The organism is Sphingomonas sp. AAP5 (assembly GCF_004354345.1).
GTDB classification, from domain to species: domain Bacteria; phylum Pseudomonadota; class Alphaproteobacteria; order Sphingomonadales; family Sphingomonadaceae; genus Sphingomonas; species Sphingomonas glacialis.
In genome coordinates, this window is record NZ_CP037913.1 from 2,679,384 (window position 1) to 2,694,284 (window position 14,901).

The following is a 14,901-nucleotide window of genomic DNA, read 5'->3' on the forward strand; positions in this document are numbered from 1 at the left end:
GCGTTTGCGCGGCTGGGACGCAATCGCGGATGGTTTTGCAGGATCAGCATGCTAGCGCGGCGTCGTGAAAAATTTGACGGACAGACGCGCGATCCTGATGGGCGGCGGCGCGATCATGCTGCTGGCGCTGCTGCATGGCGCGCTGTTCTGGCCGGGGATCATGACGTGGGACGCGATCCGGCAATATGGCCAGGCGCTGAACGGCCAGTATGACGATTGGCACCCGCCGGCGATGAACTGGCTGTGGCGGCAGCTCGGGCTGTTCGGCGCGGGGCCGGCGCCGATGCTGGTGCTGCAGCTTGCGCTCTATTGGGGCGGCACCGCCTGGTGGATGCAAGCGGCATGGGCGCGCGGACAGCGCGCGGCGGCGGGGGCGATCGGCTTGCTCGCACTGTCGCCGATCGTGCTGGTGCTGGTGGGCACGATCCTCAAGGACAGCCTGTTCGCGGGCACGCTGCTGCTCGCGAGCGGCTTGCTCGTCGCGCGACCGGGGAGCCGCGCGGCGCGGATCGTCGCCGCGCTGCTGCTCGTCGCGGCGGCGACGCTGCGCTTCAATGCGGTTCCGGCGTGCCTGCCGCTGCTGTTGCTTGCCCTGCCGACCGCATGGCGGCGAACGTGGCCGCGGCTCGGCGCGACTGCGGTGCTTGCGGCGATCCCGCTGGTGCTCGCTTTGCCGCTCGCCAACACAGCGCTTCACGCCAAGCGCAGCGGCGTCGAACTGTCGCTGGTGATCTACGATCTCGGCGGGATCGGCGCGTTCGCCCGGACCGATGTCTTCCCGCGTACGGGGGTCTCGAATCCGGTCGCGGTCAATGCTGATTGCTATTCGCCGATCTCATGGGATCGCTATGCCTGGTGGGGTGCGGCACCGTGCGCGATCGGCTTCACCACGCTCGCCGCGCCGCTCAAGACTGGGCACGGCCCCTATGGCTGGTGGGCCGCCGCCGTCGCCGCGAATCCGCTCGCCTATGCGGGGCACCGCCTCGCGCATTTCGACCGCAATACGCGCTTTCTGGTCCACGATGCCGATCTGCCCGGCCTGTCGCGGCAGTCCGATCCCAACCCCTGGAGCTTCACCGTCGCGCCGAACGGCTGGCGCAGCGCGCTCCAGCACGCCGCCGACGCGCTGCTGACGACGCCGCCGGGCTGGCCGATCTGCTGGCTGGCGCTCGGGCTCGGGTTGCTCGTGCTGCGCCCAAGGCTCGGCGGTGCCGATCCGGCGGTCGCGCTGGCGTGGTCGGCGGTGCTCTACGGCTTCAGCTATCTGCCGCTGAGCGTCGCATCCGAGGTGCGCTACCACTTCTGGACAATGACCGCGGTCGGGATCGCCGCCGCGCTGGTGCTCTCGCAGCGCGCGACGTGGCGACTGCCGCGCTGGCAGCTCGCACTCGCGGCGGCACCGCTGCTCATCGTCGTCGCGGCGGGGGTCATCGCGCGGGCGTGACGTCTCGAAGCGGTTTGAAGCGGCGCGTTCCTGCTCTAGGGCTGCGGGCATGAAGCGTTTCTGGACCCACGTCACCCTCGACGACACCCGCGCCGTCTTTCTCGACGGCAAGCCCGTGCGCACCCCCGGCCGCGTGCCGCTCGCCTTGCCGAGCGCTGCGCTAGCCGAGGCCGTCGCCGATGAATGGCGCGCGGTCGAGGGCGAGATCGACCCGCGCGCGATGCCGCTGACGGGCCTCGCCAACGCCGCGATCGACCGGATCTCGCCCGACCCGGCATTGTTCGCGCACGGGCTCGCCGCGTACGCCGAGAGCGACTTGCTCTGCTACCGCGCCGATTCGCCCGAGGATCTGGTCGCGCGGCAGGCCGAGGCCTGGGATCCGCTGATCGACTGGGCGCGGCTGCGCTACGATGTGCATGTCGAGGTCGTCACCGGCATCCTCCACCGCGCGCAGCCAGCGGCAACGCTGCAACGACTCGGCGATGCGATCGCCGTTCGCGGGCCCTACGAGCTGGCGGCGCTGTCGCCGATCGTGACGATCGGCGGCTCGCTGATCGCCGCGCTGGCGCTCGTCGAACACGCCGCGACGCCCGAACAGGTGTGGGACGCGGTGACGCTCGATGAGGACTATCAGGCCGAACGCTGGGGCCGCGATCCGCTCGCCGAGGCGGGGATTGCGACGCGGCGGCGCGATTTCGGCGCGGGCGTGCGGATGCTGGAATTGCTGCGGTAGGCGCTATCCTCGTCACCCCGGCCCTGTGCCGGGGTCCACCGGGATACGCGTCCTGCCCGCGAATACCGCTTGGCACCGTAGGCCCCGGCACAAGGCCGGGGTGACGGCTAAGAAGCGTTTATTTCTCAGGCAGCCGCCGGATGAAGCCGATCATCCCGCGCTGGCGCGAGCGCTTGAGCCGCTCGGCCGTCAGGATCGTCTCGACGCACTCGTAGCAATCGTCGAGATCGTCGTTGACCAGCACGTAGTCATAGCCGTCCCAATGGCTCACCTCGGCCTGTGCGCGGTCCATGCGGCGGTCGATCACTTCCTGCGTATCGGTCGCGCGATCCTCGAGTCGCTGGCGCAGCGTCTTGAGGCCGGGCGGCAGGATGAAGACGCGAACGACGTCGCCACCGGCGAGTTGGAACAGCTGCTGCGCACCCTGCCAGTCGATGTCGAACAAGATGTCCTGGCCGTGCTCGAGATCCTTGAACACGGTGTCGCGCGGCGTGCCGTAGCGCTCGTCGAACACGCGCGCCCATTCGAGGAACTGGTCGTCTTCCGCCATCGCGCGGAAGGTTTCCTTGTCGACGAAGTGATAGTCCTTGCCGTCGACCTCGCCCTTGCGCGGCGCGCGCGTCGTATACGACACCGACATCTTGATGCGGTTGCGCTCTTCCTTGAGCAGGCGGTTGGCAATCGTGGACTTGCCCGCGCCCGACGGCGAGGACAGCACGAACATCAGCCCGCGACGCTTGAAGTTCTTGGGCTGGGAGGAGCGATGATCGACCATGCGCGCTAGTGGCGCGCACCTGCCCCTCCCGTCAAGGTTTGGCGTGACTCAGCTGCGCGGCGCATCCTCGCCGAACACGCGCGTCTTGATCTGGCCGAGGCCGCGCAGCACGAGCCAGCCGGTCGCGAACGTCAGCGCGAGCGGGATCACCGCCTTGACGACATTGGCGACGATCACACCCTCGATCGCGCCGTCGATCGTGCTGTCGTCACCGTCGGAACCATCGATCGCAGCACCGATTGCAGCGCCGATCATCGTCGTGAAACTCATCGTCTTTCTCCAATTCGTTACGCTTAGCGCACGAAACGGACGATGGTTCCGGGCTCTCAGACCATCGTCTCGGGACGGACCAAGCGATCGAAGGTCGCTGCATCGACGAGGCCGAGCGCGAGCCCCGCTTCCTTGAGCGTCAGGCCTTCGTGGTGTGCGTGCTTCGCGATCCTGGCGGCATTGTCATAGCCGATCTCGGGCGCGAGCGCGGTGACGAGCATCAGCGAGCGATCGACCAGTTCGGCGATCCGCGCGAGATCCGGCTCGATCCCCTCGACGCAGCGCTCGGCGAAGCTCGCCATGCCGACGGCGAGCAGGTCGATCGAGCGCAGCAGCGCCGCGCCGAGCATAGGCTTGAATACGTTGAGCTCGAGATGCCCCTGCAAGCCGCCGATCGTGATCGCCTGGTGATTGCCGATCACTTGCGCGGCTACCATCGTCAACATCTCGCACTGCGTCGGGTTGACCTTGCCCGGCATGATCGAGCTGCCTGGCTCGTTTTCGGGGAGGTGGAGTTCGCCAAGCCCCGAGCGCGGGCCCGAGCCGAGCAAGCGGATATCGTTGGCGATCTTGGTCAGCGCGACGGCGAGCGTGTTGAGCGTCCCCGAGACGTGGACGATCGGGTCGTTCGACGCGAGCGCCTCGAACTTGTTGGGCATCGTCTCGAAAGCGAGCCCGGTGAGCCGCGCGATCTCGGCGGCGATCGCGACGTCGAAGCCGGTGGGCGCGTTGAGCCCGGTGCCGACCGCAGTCCCCCCTTGCGCGAGCAATAGCATGTTGTGCGTGATCGCGGGTTCGATGCGGTGGTAGCAGCGATAGAGTTGCACCGCGTACCCTGAGAATTCCTGGCCGAGCGTGATCGGCGTCGCGTCCTGCAGATGCGTGCGGCCGATCTTGACGATATCGTGCCACGCGTCCGACTTCGCTTTCACCGCGCGGTTGAGCCGGTCGAGCGCGGGGAGCAGCCGCTGGGTCGCGCCGATCGCGGCCGCGATGTGGAGCGCTGTCGGGAAGCTGTCGTTCGACGACTGGCTCATATTGACGTGGTCGTTGGGGTGGACCGGGGTCTTGCCGCCGCGCTTCCCCGTCAACATTTCGTTCGCACGGCCGGCGATGACTTCGTTGACGTTCATGTTCGACTGCGTGCCGCTGCCGGTCTGCCAGATGACGAGCGGGAACTCGTCGTCGAGCGTGCCCGCAGCGACTTCGGCGGCGGCCGATTCGATCGCGTCGGCGATTTCGGGCGCTAAGCCGTGCGCGCGGTTTACGCGGGCAGCGGCCTGCTTGACGATCGCGAGCGCGTGGATGATCGCGATCGGCATCCGCTCGGTCGCGGGGAAGGGAAAATTCTCGATCGAGCGCTGCGTCTGCGCGCCCCAATAGGCGGCGGCAGGGACTTCGACGGCCCCAAGCGAATCGGTTTCGGTGCGGGTGTTTTCAGCCATGCCAGACTCCGTCATGCCGGGCCCGTCCCGGCATCCACCGGGCCGCAAGACCGGACGGGTGGCATGTGCGGCACGGTAGACCCCGGGACAAGCCCGGGGTGACGGAAATTGCTCGCGATTTTGGCGAGACAGCCGTCACCGGAGTAAATCCCGTGACGTCGGACGCGGCGGGCCGCGCCGGCCGGCGGTTCGCGTCGCTTGCGCGACCGCCGCGCAGTTCGCGCGGCTCGCTCCCTACTTCTTCCGCTTGAAATCCACTGCGACGACGTTCGAACCATCCTCGACCGGCTTGTGCACCGGCTCGTCGTTTTCCGCGGTGTCGTGCGGCTCGGGGCCGTCGGGAATATCCTGCGCCTGGAAGCGCAGTTCGAAATTGACCGCAGGATCGTGGAAACCGGTGATCGCCGAATAGGGAATGACCAGCTTCGAGGCGACCTGGTTGAAGCTCAGGCCGACCGAGAAGCGCTCGTCATCGACGACCAGATCCCAATAGCGGTTCTGCATCACGATCGTCATCTCGTCGGGAAAGCGCTCGAGCAGCCGCTGCGGAATGTCGACGCCGGGTGCCTGCGTCTTGAAGGTGATGTAGAAATGGTGCTCGCCGGGCAGGCCACCATTGGTCGCCACCGACCCAAGGACGCGGCCGACCACGGCACGCAGGGCTTCCTGTACGATATCATCGTAGGGAATCAGGCTATCGGGCATGCCATCGCTCATGCGTCCTTGGGTAGCGCGGTTTGATGGCGGGTCAAGATTGCATGCGTCCCTAACGGCGCTATGGGAAGCAAATGCGCACCGCCACGATCACCCGCCGGACCAGCGAGACCTCCATCGACGTCTCGGTCAACCTCGATGGAACGGGGGCGTTCCAGATTTCGACCGGGATCGGCTTCTTCGATCACATGCTCGAACAACTGAGCCGCCACTCGCTGATCGACTTGGACGTAAAGACCGTCGGCGATCTGCATATCGACCAGCACCACACCGTCGAGGACACCGGCCTCGCGATCGGCGCGGCGATCCTCGAGGCGCTCGGCGAAAAGCGCGGCATCCGCCGCTACGCCGACGCGCATTCGCCGATGGACGAGACGCTCACCCGCGTCGCGATCGACATTTCGGGGCGGCCGTATCTCGTGTGGAAGACCGAATTCTCGCAGAAGAAACTTGGCGAGATGGACACCGAAATGTTCGAGCATTTCTTCCACTCGTTCGCGCAGACCGCCGGCATCACGCTGCACATCGAGACGCTCTACGGGTCGAACAACCACCACATCGCCGAGGCGGCGTTCAAGGGCGTCGCGCGGGCGTTGCGCGAAGCGGTCGAGCTCGACCCGCGGAAAGCGGGCGTGATCCCCAGCACCAAGGGGACGTTGTGATGCTCCCCTCCCGCATGCGGGAGGGGCCGGGGGAGGGAACGACCTGGATCCCCGCGCTGCGCTTGCGGCACACCCCTCCCCTAACCCCTCCCGCAAGCGGGAGGGGGATTTGACGCTTGCCCTCATCGATTACGGCGCGGGCAATCTGCATTCGGTCGCCAATGCGCTGAAAGCGGCGGGCGGCACCGACGTGCTCGTCACCGCCGATGCGGATGCAGTGCTCGAGGCCGACCGCATCGTCCTGCCCGGCGTCGGTGCGTTCGGCGCCTGCGCCGCGGCGTTGCGCGCCGTCCCCGGCATGGTCGAGGCGCTCGAGCAGCGCGTCCGCCGCGACGGCGTGCCGTTCCTCGGCATCTGCGTCGGGATGCAGCTGATGGCCGATACCGGCGAGGAACACGGCGTCCATGCCGGGCTCGGCTGGGTCGGCGGCACGGTACGTCACCTCACGCCGAGCGACGCGACCGCCAAGGTCCCGCACATGGGCTGGAACGACGTCGTCCCGACCACCCCGCACGCGCTGATCGTGCCGGGCGAAGCGTATTTCCTGCACAGCTACGCCTTTGACGGGGCCGACACGCTGGCAACGACCGAGCATGCCGGCCCGTTCACCGCGGCGATCGGCCGCGACAATCTGCTCGGCGTGCAATTCCATCCCGAAAAGAGCCAGCGCTACGGTCTTGCGCTGCTGGAGAGGTTCCTGACGTGGCGTCCTTGATCATCTTCCCCGCGATCGACCTCAAGGGCGGTCAGGTCGTCCGCCTCGCCGAGGGCGATATGGACCGCGCGACCGTCTATGGCGACGATCCCGCAGCACAGGCGATGCTGTTCGCCGAGCAGGGTGCCGAATATCTCCACGTCGTCGACCTCGACGGCGCGTTCGCCGGCAAATCGGTCAATGGCGAAGCGGTGTCCGAGATCGTCAAGCGCTTTCCCGGCCATGTGCAATTGGGCGGCGGGATCCGTGACCGCGCCGGGATCGAGCGCTGGTTCGACATGGGCGTGTCGCGTGTGGTGATCGGCACGGCGGCGCTTGAGAACCCGGAGCTGGTGCGCGAAGCGGCGCGCGATTTCCCCGGCGGGATCGTCGTTGCGGTCGATGCCAAGGACGGTTTCGTCGCGACCAAGGGTTGGGCCGATGTCTCGACGGTCGAGGTCGCCGATATGGCGCGGCAGTTCGAGGATGCGGGTGTCGCGGCGCTGTTGTTCACTGACGTCGGCCGCGACGGGATGCTGAAGGGCGCCAATGTCCAGGCGACGGTCGACCTTGCGCGCGCGGTGAAGATTCCGGTGATCGCCAGCGGCGGCGTCAAGGGGATTGCCGAGATCCATGTGCTCGCGCTGCATGCGCGTGACGGGATCGAGGGCGTGATTACCGGGCGCGCGCTGTATGACGGCCGGCTCGATCTGGCGGCGGCGCTCGCCGTGGCGGCGGCGGCGTGAAAAGCATGTTCGCGCGGAGACGCGGAGGCACGGAGATGGTGCGCGCGTCGCGACCGTCCCGAGTGATCCGCGAATGCAGAATGCGCTTCGCCCGACGCCGATGCCAGAGACTTGGCGACCCGTCTTCTTTCCTCCGCGTCTCCGCGCCTCCGCGCGAACCCATCTTCTTTTTCTTCAAAGCCGCTCGCCCATGACCGTCCGCGCTCGTGTCATCCCGTGCCTCGACGTCGCCAACGGTCGCGTCGTCAAGGGCGTCAATTTCGTCGACCTCAAGGACGCCGGCGATCCGGTCGAGCAAGCGCGTGCCTATGACGCCGCCGGGGCCGACGAACTCTGCTTCCTCGATATCGGTGCGAGCCATGAGGCGCGCGGCACGATCCTCGACGTCGTGCGCCGCACCGCCGAAGTGTGCTTCATGCCGCTAACCGTCGGCGGCGGAGTGCGCTCCGTCGAGGATGCGCGCGCGCTGCTGCTCGCGGGTGCCGACAAGGTCGCGGTCAATTCCGCCGCGGTGGCACGGCCCGAACTCGTCGCCGAGCTCGCCGACAAGTTCGGCAGCCAATGCGTCGTCGCGTCGGTCGATGCGCGGCAGGTCGATGGCGGTTGGGAAGTGTTCACGCATGGCGGCCGGCGGGCGACCGGGATCGACGCCGTCGCACATGCGCTGCGCCTCGCCGAGCTCGGCGCGGGCGAACTGCTCATCACCTCGATGGACCGCGACGGGACCAAGAGCGGGTTCGACCTGGCGCTGACGCGGACGATCGCCGACCAGGTGCGCGTGCCGGTGGTCGCGTCGGGCGGCGTGGGCGGGCTGGCCGATCTCGTCGCGGGGATCAGCGAGGGACATGCGAGCGCAGTGCTGGCGGCGTCGATTTTCCACTTCGGCGAAGTCAGCATCGCCGAGGCGCATGCCGCGCTTGCGGCGGCGGGGATACCGGTGCGGCGGCCGGTTACCAGCTGACCGCGGGACTTTCTTCCTTCCTTCTTTCTATATTTCTTCCCCGGCGGAGGCCGGGGCCCAGTCGCGAGCCGTTCGTTGGAGAGCGCTGCGCGTGCTGGCATGGGCCTTCGCGACTGGGCCCCGGCCTCCGCCGGGGAAGATCGAAGAACGGGAAAGCAAGGGGAGCGAAAGAAGCGGAAATTTAACAGCGCGATGCTACACACCCCGCATGCGCTTCCTCTTCGCCCTGCTGATCGCAAACCCCGCGCTCGCCGCGCCGCATAGCGGTGTCGTCAAGGTTCGCACCGGACCCGAACTCTCCGACATCGTCCTGTTCGTCGTCGCGGCGCTCGGCGTTTGGTTCGTGCGGCGGGCGATGCGCGCGCGCTTCGCCAAGCGCGGCACGCCCAAGGATTGACCTGCGCGCCCGCTTGGGCCAGCCCGCTTTGATGGCCGAAGATACACTCGACACGTTAGAGGCAACGATCCGCGCACGCCGCGGCGCCGACCCGACGACCTCCTACACCGCCAAGCTGTTCGCGAAGGGACGCGGCAAGATCGCGCAGAAGGTCGGCGAGGAAGCGGTCGAGACCGTCATCGCCGCGCTGACCGAGGACAAGGCCGCGCTCGTCGGCGAGGCGACCGACCTGATGTTCCACCTGCTCGTGCTGCTCGCCGAGTGCGACGTCTCGCTCGACGACATCCGCGCCGAAATCCGCCAGCGCGAAGGCGTGTCGGGTATCGACGAGAAGGCCGCGCGGACGAAGGACTGACGCGCTCTTTCTTGCTCCCCTCCCGCTTGCGGGAGGGGCTGGGGGAGGGCATGTCGCACGCACTGGCGGGAGGCATGGGAGGACAGCCCCTCCCCTAACCCCTCCCGCAAGCGGGAGGGGAACTATGCCGATCGACGCGACGCAGCCGTATGACGACCAGAACATCTTCGCCAAGATCCTGCGCGGTGAGATTCCCGCGACGCGGCTCTACGACGACGACTACGCCATCGCCTTCCCCGACATCGCCCCGCAGGCGCCGACGCATATCCTGGTGATCCCCAAGGGCGCCTATGTGTCGTGGGATGATTTCAGCGCGAGAGCGTCGGACGCCGAGATCGCCGGGTTCGTTCGCGCGGTCGGCACGGTCGCGCGCGATGCCGGGCTGGTCGCGCCGGGCTATCGCTTGCTGGCCAATACCGGACACGATTCGCACCAGGAGGTGCCGCACCTCCACGTTCATATCTTCGCCGGCCGCCCACTCGGGCTGATGCTGGCGCGCTAAGGGGATTGCGCGCCCACGTTTTGCGGTTAGGTTTCCCGCCAACCAAAACTTTCGCGCCGGCAACGATCCGGCCCAGGGGACTTATCGAATGGCGACACAGCCCACTACGGGTATTCTGAACCGCATGCTGCTCCGAAAAACCGTGGAGCAAGTTCAACGCGAGACACAGACCAGCCAACTCAAACGCACGCTCGGCCCCTGGAACCTCGTGTTCCTCGGCATCGGCTGCATCATCGGCGCGGGCATCTTCGTGCGGACCGGCAACGCCGCTGCGCTCCATGCCGGCCCCGCCGTCCTCATCTCGTTCCTGATCGCGGGCTTCGTCTGCGCGCTCGCCGGCCTGTGCTACGCCGAGCTGTCCTCCACCCTGCCCGTCTCGGGCTCGGCCTATACCTATAGCTACACCACGATCGGCGAGTTCGCCGCGTGGATCATGGGCGCGCTGCTGCTGCTCGAATACGGTCTCGCGGCGTCGGTCGTCGCGGTTGGCTGGGCGGGCTATGTCGTCAGCCTGCTCGGCGACTTCGGCCTCGTCATCCCGGTCGAACTGACTGGTCCGACCGGCCATGTCATCAAGCATGCGGTCGGTGGCGAGCTCGTCCCCGTGATCGTCAACGGCGCGCCGCTGACCTATCTCTTCAACTTGCCCGCCTTCCTGATCTGCGGCGCGATGACCGCATTGCTGATCATCGGCGTGTCGGAGAGCGCCAAGGTCAACAACGTCATCGTCGCGATCAAGCTGACCGTGATCATTGCCTTCATCGTCATCTGCGGCGCGTTCGTGATCGCGCATTTCGACACGCTCAAGTCCAACTGGCAGCCGTTCATCCCGCCGGCGAGCGGCGACAAGGGCGAGTTCGGCTGGGGTGGCATTCTGCGCGCTGCCTCGATCGTGTTCTTCGCCTATATCGGCTTCGAGGCAGTCTCGACCGCGGGCCAGGAAGCCAAGAACCCCGCCAAGGACATGCCGATCGGCCTGCTCGGCTCGCTGTTCGTGTGCACCGCAATCTACATCCTCGTCTCGATCGTGATGACGCTGATCGTCAACTACAAGACGCTCGACGTGCCGGATCCCGTCGCGGTCGCGGTCGACGCGCTCGGCCCGCAATGGGCGTGGTTCGCAAAGCTGGTGAAGGCCGGTGCGATCGTCGGGCTGACCTCGGTCGTGCTCGTGCTGATGTATGGCCAGACGCGCATCTTCTACACGATGGCGCGTGACGGCCTGCTGCCGCGCGTGTTCGCGACGGTCCACAAGAAGTTCCAGACGCCGTGGGTCAACACGCTGCTCGTTGGGCTGATCACCGCGGTCGCCGCGGCGTTCTTCGACATCAACACGCTCGGCGACATGACCTCGGTCGGCACGCTCGCGGCGTTTGCGATCGTCTGCCTGTCGGTGATCTGGCTGCGGCGCACCCACCCGGAGATCCCGCGCGGCTTCCGCGTACCGCTCTATCCGGTGGTGCCGGCGGTCGGCATCCTCACTTGCATCGCGTTGATCTTCACGGTCGAATCGCGCGTGCTGGTGTTCTTTGCCTGGTACACGCTGGCGGCGATCATCCTCTATTTCGCCTACGGTATGCACAACAGCCGGCTGGCAAAGGGCCTCGACGAGGAAGACGGCCCCGAGCTCGGCGAATATGTCGCGCCGGTGCATCGCCCGTAAGGGCAGGCGCCACGTAGGACACGAAAAAGGCCGGGGATCGCTCCCCGGCCTTTTTTGTGTCTGAGCCCCCCCCCGAGGGGGAGGAGGAGTGCCCGTTCAACCCAGCTTCGACGCCACCAGCGCCTTCAAATCGACCTGCGCACGCGCGCCGTAATGCGAGATGATCTCGGCCGCGCAGACCGCGCCCATCTTGAGCGAATCGGCGATGCTCTTGCCCTGTGCCTGGCCGCGCAGGAACCCCGCGGCGAACAGGTCGCCCGCGCCGGTCGTGTCGACGACACGCTCGATCGGCTCGGCAGCGACGCTGACGGTCTCCCCGCCAGAGACAGCGATCGCGCCCTTTTCGCTGCGCGTCACCACCAGCATCGGCACCTGCGTCGCCGCCTCGGCCACCGCCGCGTCGAAATCTTCGGTCGCCATCAGCGCGGTGATCTCGGCCTCGTTGGCGAACATGATGTCGATCAGGCCATCGGCCATCAGCTGGCGGAAATCGCCGCCGTGGCGCGAGATGCAGAACACGTCGCTGAGCGTGAAGGCGACCTTGCGGCCCGCTGCCCGCGCGACGTCGATCGCAGCGCGCATTGCCTGGCGTGGTTCCTCGGGATCCCACAGATAGCCCTCGAGATAGAGGATCGCAGCGTTGGCGATCAGGTCACGGTCGAGTGCTGCCTCGGGCAGGAACTGCGACGCGCCGAGGAAGGTGTTCATCGTGCGCTGGCCGTCGGGGGTAACGAAGATCAGGCAGCGTGCCGTCGTCGGGTCGCCGTCGCGCGCCGCGGTGGTGAAGTCGATCCCGACCGCGCGGATGTCGTGCGCGAAGATGTCGCCGAGCTCGTCCTTCGCCACCTGGCCGATGAAACCGCACTTGCCGCCCATCGCCGCGATGCCGGCGACGGTGTTCGCCGCCGAGCCGCCGCTCGCCTCGATCCCCGGGCCCATCTTGGCGTAGAGCGCATCGGCTTCCTCGGGCGAGAACATCAGCTGCATCGAGCCCTTGGTCATCGCGGCTTCGGCGAGGAAGGCATCGGTCGACTGCGACAGCACGTCGACGATGGCATTGCCGATCGCGACGACGTCATAAGTGGGCTCGGTCACGGGAATCTCCGATTTCTGAAAAAATAGCGTTGCCGCGCCGTACCGGGGGGGTGCGGCGCGCGCAACTCTCCGTCGCCGGGAGCAAGCGCGGGGTGACGGGCCCGTGGGAGGCGGCTAGGACCAGCCCCATGTTGCGTGCGCTCCTCCTCTCGCTCGGCCAGCTCGGCGATCGCAAGATCGTCGCGGTGTTCCTCAAGTCGCTCGCGCTGACCGTAGTGCTGATCGCCGCGCTCGGCGTCGCGCTGTGGTATGGCGCGACCGAAGCGGCGGCGGAGCGAGGGTGGGATCCGGCGGCCGGCGGCGTGCTGGGCGCGGTCGCGCTGCTCGCCGCGTTCGGGATCAGCTGGCTGCTATTCCGCGCGATCGCGATCGCGGTGATGATGGCGTTTGCCGACGACGTGGTCGTCGCGGTCGAGGCGCGGCACTACCCGCAAGCGCTCGAGACCGCGCGCAGCGTCTCGCCTCTGCGCGGTGCCGGGCTCGGCCTGCGTTCGGCGGCGCGCGCGATCCTGGTCAATCTCGCCCTCGCGCCAGTCTATATCGCCTTGCTCGTCACCGGCGTCGGCACGTGGCTGCTGTTCTTCCTGGTCAATGGCTGGCTGCTCGGGCGCGATCTCGGCGAGCTCGTCGCGGCGCGCCACGTGCCGCCTGCGCTGATGCGAGACTGGCGCAAGACGGGCGCGGTCGACCGCTTCGCGCTGGGGGTTGCGGGGACCGCCCTGTTCATGGTTCCGATTGCGAACCTCTTCGTGCCGATCCTCGGCGCGGCGATGGCGACGCATCTGTTCCATTCGGGGCGAACGACATGAAGCTTTTTGGTGCAATTCTGGTGGGGCTGGCGCTGTCGGGCTGCGCCGCCAGCACAGCGACGACACCCGCCGCGCGGCCCGCAATGGTGCCGATCCCAACGGGCACGGCGGGGCTCGGCGGCGTGATCGGCGCGACGGCGGCGCACCTCACCGGGTTGTTCGGCGCACCCGTCGCCGATGTGCGCGAGGGGACAGCGCGCAAACTGCAGTTCAACAACGCGACCTGCGTGCTCGACGCCTATCTCTACCCGAGCGGCAAGTCCGAGCCGGTCGTCACCTATCTCGACGCGCGCCAGACCGACGGCTCGCCGATCGATCGCGCGAGCTGCGTCGGAGCGCTGCAAGTCGGGCGGCGGAAGTAAGGCTCAAGCGAGTGGGAGGTACGGCCATCCCGCCTACCTTATCCGTGCGTGCCCCCAAGCCCCGGTTGGCGCGCGTTACCCCACCCCGTTCGTGCTGAGCTTGTCGAAGCACTGTTCTCGCTTTCGACGGTGGCAAGAAGGTCAGCCCTTCGACGAGCTCAGGGCGAACGGTGGGGGAGCGCGCTGAGAACGGTGGGGGAGCGCGCTATGACGCGGTGGCTAGCGCCGCGAATGCCCACTCCGCCGCCTCCGCCACGACGGGGTTTGGATCGTCGCGCAGTCCAGCGACCTGCGCGCGCAATCCCGCATCGCCGCTATTGCCCGCCGCGATCAGACAGTTGCGCACCATTCGGTCGCGCCCGATGCGCTTGATCGGCGAGCCGGCGAACACCTGGCGAAACCCCGCATCGTCGAGCGCAAGCAGGTCGGCGAGTTCGGGCGCGACCAGTTCGGCGCGCGGCAGGAAGGCGCGGTTGGCGTGCGCAGCGGCGGCGAACTTGTTCCACGGGCAGACCGCGAGACAATCGTCGCAGCCGTAGATGCGGTTGCCGATACCCTTGCGGAATTCGAGCGGGATCGGCCCGGCATGTTCGATCGTCAGGTACGAAATGCAGCGTCGCGCATCGAGCCGGTAGGGCGCGGGAAAGGCGTCGGTCGGGCACGCGCGCTGGCAGGCGTCGCACGATCCGCAGTGATCGGCGACCGGTGGCGGAAGCGCCCCGAACGCGGCGATGTCGAGCGTCGTGTAGATCGCGCCGAGGAACAGCCAGCTGCCCTCGCTACGGCTCACCAGATTGGTATGCTTGCCTTGCCACCCCAGCCCCGCCGCCTCGGCGAGCGGCTTTTCCATGACAGGCGCGGTATCGACGAACACCTTCAGGTCGATCCCCGGTTCTTCCGCCACCAGCCAGCGCGCGAGGGCCTTCAGCGCGCGCTTCACCACATCGTGATAATCGCCGCCCTGCGCATAGGTCGAGATCCGCCCTACCCCGCCCTCGCCCGCCAATGCGAGCGGATCGGTCGCCGGGGCATAGCTCATCCCGAGCGCGATCACGCTCTTCACCGCGGGCCACAGCCCAGCGGGGGATTCGCGGTGGTGCGCGCGCTCCTCCATCCAGATCATGCCGCCGTGCAGCCCCTCGCGCAGCCATTGCTGCAACCGCTCGGCGGTTCTGGGCGCAGCGTCCGCCGCGGCGACCCCGCACGCGACGAAACCGAATTCGCGCGCTTTTGCCGCAAGGCGCTGTTCGAGGGGCAAAGCGTCAACCATTGTC

General features: G+C 67.5%; 18 protein-coding genes. 12 read left to right on the top strand and 6 right to left on the bottom strand.

The window, feature by feature from the left end; translation table 11 throughout:
• The first annotated feature begins 64 nt into the window (after window positions 1–64).
• A complete protein-coding gene (locus E2E30_RS12445; RefSeq protein ID WP_240698922.1) occupies window positions 65–1,444 on the top strand; it encodes a hypothetical protein in 1,380 nt (459 codons plus the stop codon).
• A 49-nt stretch (window positions 1,445–1,493) separates the two neighbouring features.
• Window positions 1,494–2,177, top strand: coding sequence for an ATP12 family chaperone protein (locus tag E2E30_RS12450; RefSeq protein WP_133190279.1), 684 nt, complete (start codon window positions 1,494–1,496; stop codon window positions 2,175–2,177).
• A gap of 118 nt (window positions 2,178–2,295) precedes the next feature.
• Here the strand turns inward: E2E30_RS12450 and gmk are convergent, their stop codons facing one another.
• The 4 genes from gmk to E2E30_RS12470 form a co-directional block, all read right to left on the bottom strand.
• Window positions 2,296–2,952 carry a guanylate kinase gene (gene gmk / locus E2E30_RS12455; protein WP_189677141.1) on the bottom strand — a complete coding sequence of 219 codons (657 nt, stop codon included), beginning with the start codon at window positions 2,950–2,952 and terminating at the stop codon, window positions 2,296–2,298.
• Window positions 2,953–3,000: 48 nt separating this feature from the next.
• A complete protein-coding gene (locus E2E30_RS12460) occupies window positions 3,001–3,222 on the bottom strand; it encodes a hypothetical protein (RefSeq protein WP_133190281.1) in 222 nt (73 codons plus the stop codon).
• Window positions 3,223–3,278: 56 nt separating this feature from the next.
• Window positions 3,279–4,667, bottom strand: coding sequence for a class II fumarate hydratase (fumC, locus tag E2E30_RS12465; RefSeq protein WP_133190283.1), 1,389 nt, complete (start codon window positions 4,665–4,667; stop codon window positions 3,279–3,281).
• Between the two features lie 234 nt (window positions 4,668–4,901).
• Window positions 4,902–5,384 (bottom strand): SspB family protein, encoded by a 483-nt coding sequence (locus E2E30_RS12470; protein WP_133190285.1) that lies wholly within the window; start codon window positions 5,382–5,384, stop codon window positions 4,902–4,904.
• Window positions 5,385–5,455: 71 nt separating this feature from the next.
• Between E2E30_RS12470 and hisB the strand changes: the two genes are divergently transcribed.
• The 8 genes from hisB (at window position 5,456) to E2E30_RS12510 (ending at window position 11,361) form a co-directional block, all read left to right on the top strand.
• The gene (gene hisB, locus E2E30_RS12475) at window positions 5,456–6,043 is read left to right on the top strand and encodes an imidazoleglycerol-phosphate dehydratase HisB (protein ID WP_133190287.1); all 588 of its coding nucleotides are present in this window, start codon (window positions 5,456–5,458) and stop codon (window positions 6,041–6,043) included.
• A gap of 109 nt (window positions 6,044–6,152) precedes the next feature.
• Window positions 6,153–6,758 carry an imidazole glycerol phosphate synthase subunit HisH gene (gene hisH, locus E2E30_RS12480; protein WP_133190289.1) on the top strand — a complete coding sequence of 202 codons (606 nt, stop codon included), beginning with the start codon at window positions 6,153–6,155 and terminating at the stop codon, window positions 6,756–6,758.
• Window positions 6,746–7,483 (top strand): 1-(5-phosphoribosyl)-5-[(5-phosphoribosylamino)methylideneamino]imidazole-4-carboxamide isomerase, encoded by a 738-nt coding sequence (gene hisA, locus E2E30_RS12485; RefSeq protein WP_133190291.1) that lies wholly within the window; start codon window positions 6,746–6,748, stop codon window positions 7,481–7,483. Before hisH ends, hisA begins: the two co-directional genes overlap by 13 nt.
• 190 nt (window positions 7,484–7,673) lie before the next feature.
• The gene (gene hisF, locus E2E30_RS12490) at window positions 7,674–8,444 is read left to right on the top strand and encodes an imidazole glycerol phosphate synthase subunit HisF (protein WP_133190293.1); all 771 of its coding nucleotides are present in this window, start codon (window positions 7,674–7,676) and stop codon (window positions 8,442–8,444) included.
• A gap of 208 nt (window positions 8,445–8,652) precedes the next feature.
• A complete protein-coding gene (locus E2E30_RS12495; protein WP_133190295.1) occupies window positions 8,653–8,841 on the top strand; it encodes a hypothetical protein in 189 nt (62 codons plus the stop codon).
• A gap of 31 nt (window positions 8,842–8,872) precedes the next feature.
• Window positions 8,873–9,196, top strand: a complete 324-nt coding sequence (locus E2E30_RS12500; RefSeq protein WP_133190297.1) for a phosphoribosyl-ATP diphosphatase — start codon at window positions 8,873–8,875, stop codon at window positions 9,194–9,196.
• 124 nt (window positions 9,197–9,320) lie between these two features.
• Window positions 9,321–9,698, top strand: a complete 378-nt coding sequence (locus tag E2E30_RS12505) for an HIT domain-containing protein (protein ID WP_133190299.1) — start codon at window positions 9,321–9,323, stop codon at window positions 9,696–9,698.
• A gap of 124 nt (window positions 9,699–9,822) precedes the next feature.
• A complete protein-coding gene (locus tag E2E30_RS12510; RefSeq protein WP_133190301.1) occupies window positions 9,823–11,361 on the top strand; it encodes an amino acid permease in 1,539 nt (512 codons plus the stop codon).
• Window positions 11,362–11,457: 96 nt separating this feature from the next.
• Here E2E30_RS12510 and E2E30_RS12515 read toward each other — a convergent pair whose 3' ends face one another.
• Window positions 11,458–12,456 carry an adenosine kinase gene (locus tag E2E30_RS12515; RefSeq protein ID WP_133190303.1) on the bottom strand — a complete coding sequence of 333 codons (999 nt, stop codon included), beginning with the start codon at window positions 12,454–12,456 and terminating at the stop codon, window positions 11,458–11,460.
• 128 nt (window positions 12,457–12,584) lie between these two features.
• Between E2E30_RS12515 and E2E30_RS12520 the strand changes: the two genes are divergently transcribed.
• Both E2E30_RS12520 and E2E30_RS12525 read left to right on the top strand, forming a co-directional pair.
• The gene (locus E2E30_RS12520) at window positions 12,585–13,265 is read left to right on the top strand and encodes an EI24 domain-containing protein (RefSeq protein WP_133190305.1); all 681 of its coding nucleotides are present in this window, start codon (window positions 12,585–12,587) and stop codon (window positions 13,263–13,265) included.
• A complete protein-coding gene (locus E2E30_RS12525; protein WP_133190307.1) occupies window positions 13,262–13,627 on the top strand; it encodes a hypothetical protein in 366 nt (121 codons plus the stop codon). Before E2E30_RS12520 ends, E2E30_RS12525 begins: the two co-directional genes overlap by 4 nt.
• A gap of 205 nt (window positions 13,628–13,832) precedes the next feature.
• On the opposite strand, the gene queG is transcribed toward E2E30_RS12525, so the two are convergent.
• The gene (gene queG / locus E2E30_RS12530; protein ID WP_165954511.1) at window positions 13,833–14,897 is read right to left on the bottom strand and encodes a tRNA epoxyqueuosine(34) reductase QueG; all 1,065 of its coding nucleotides are present in this window, start codon (window positions 14,895–14,897) and stop codon (window positions 13,833–13,835) included.
• Between the last annotated feature and the right edge of the window lie 4 nt (window positions 14,898–14,901).

What these genes read in the sequence shown, in the direction of transcription:
- E2E30_RS12450 (WP_133190279.1), top strand. Translation starts at nt 1,494, where the DNA reads ATGAAGCGTTTCTGGACCCACGTCACCCTCGACGACACCCGCGCCGTC.
- gmk (WP_189677141.1), bottom strand. Translation starts at nt 2,952, where the DNA reads ATGGTCGATCATCGCTCCTCCCAGCCCAAGAACTTCAAGCGTCGCGGG.
- E2E30_RS12460 (WP_133190281.1), bottom strand. Translation starts at nt 3,222, where the DNA reads ATGAGTTTCACGACGATGATCGGCGCTGCAATCGGTGCTGCGATCGAT.
- fumC (WP_133190283.1), bottom strand. Translation starts at nt 4,667, where the DNA reads ATGGCTGAAAACACCCGCACCGAAACCGATTCGCTTGGGGCCGTCGAA.
- E2E30_RS12470 (WP_133190285.1), bottom strand. Translation starts at nt 5,384, where the DNA reads ATGAGCGATGGCATGCCCGATAGCCTGATTCCCTACGATGATATCGTA.
- hisB (WP_133190287.1), top strand. Translation starts at nt 5,456, where the DNA reads ATGCGCACCGCCACGATCACCCGCCGGACCAGCGAGACCTCCATCGAC.
- hisF (WP_133190293.1), top strand. Translation starts at nt 7,674, where the DNA reads ATGACCGTCCGCGCTCGTGTCATCCCGTGCCTCGACGTCGCCAACGGT.
- E2E30_RS12495 (WP_133190295.1), top strand. Translation starts at nt 8,653, where the DNA reads ATGCGCTTCCTCTTCGCCCTGCTGATCGCAAACCCCGCGCTCGCCGCG.
- E2E30_RS12500 (WP_133190297.1), top strand. Translation starts at nt 8,873, where the DNA reads ATGGCCGAAGATACACTCGACACGTTAGAGGCAACGATCCGCGCACGC.
- E2E30_RS12505 (WP_133190299.1), top strand. Translation starts at nt 9,321, where the DNA reads ATGCCGATCGACGCGACGCAGCCGTATGACGACCAGAACATCTTCGCC.
- E2E30_RS12510 (WP_133190301.1), top strand. Translation starts at nt 9,823, where the DNA reads ATGCTGCTCCGAAAAACCGTGGAGCAAGTTCAACGCGAGACACAGACC.
- E2E30_RS12520 (WP_133190305.1), top strand. Translation starts at nt 12,585, where the DNA reads ATGTTGCGTGCGCTCCTCCTCTCGCTCGGCCAGCTCGGCGATCGCAAG.
- E2E30_RS12525 (WP_133190307.1), top strand. Translation starts at nt 13,262, where the DNA reads ATGAAGCTTTTTGGTGCAATTCTGGTGGGGCTGGCGCTGTCGGGCTGC.
- queG (WP_165954511.1), bottom strand. Translation starts at nt 14,897, where the DNA reads ATGGTTGACGCTTTGCCCCTCGAACAGCGCCTTGCGGCAAAAGCGCGC.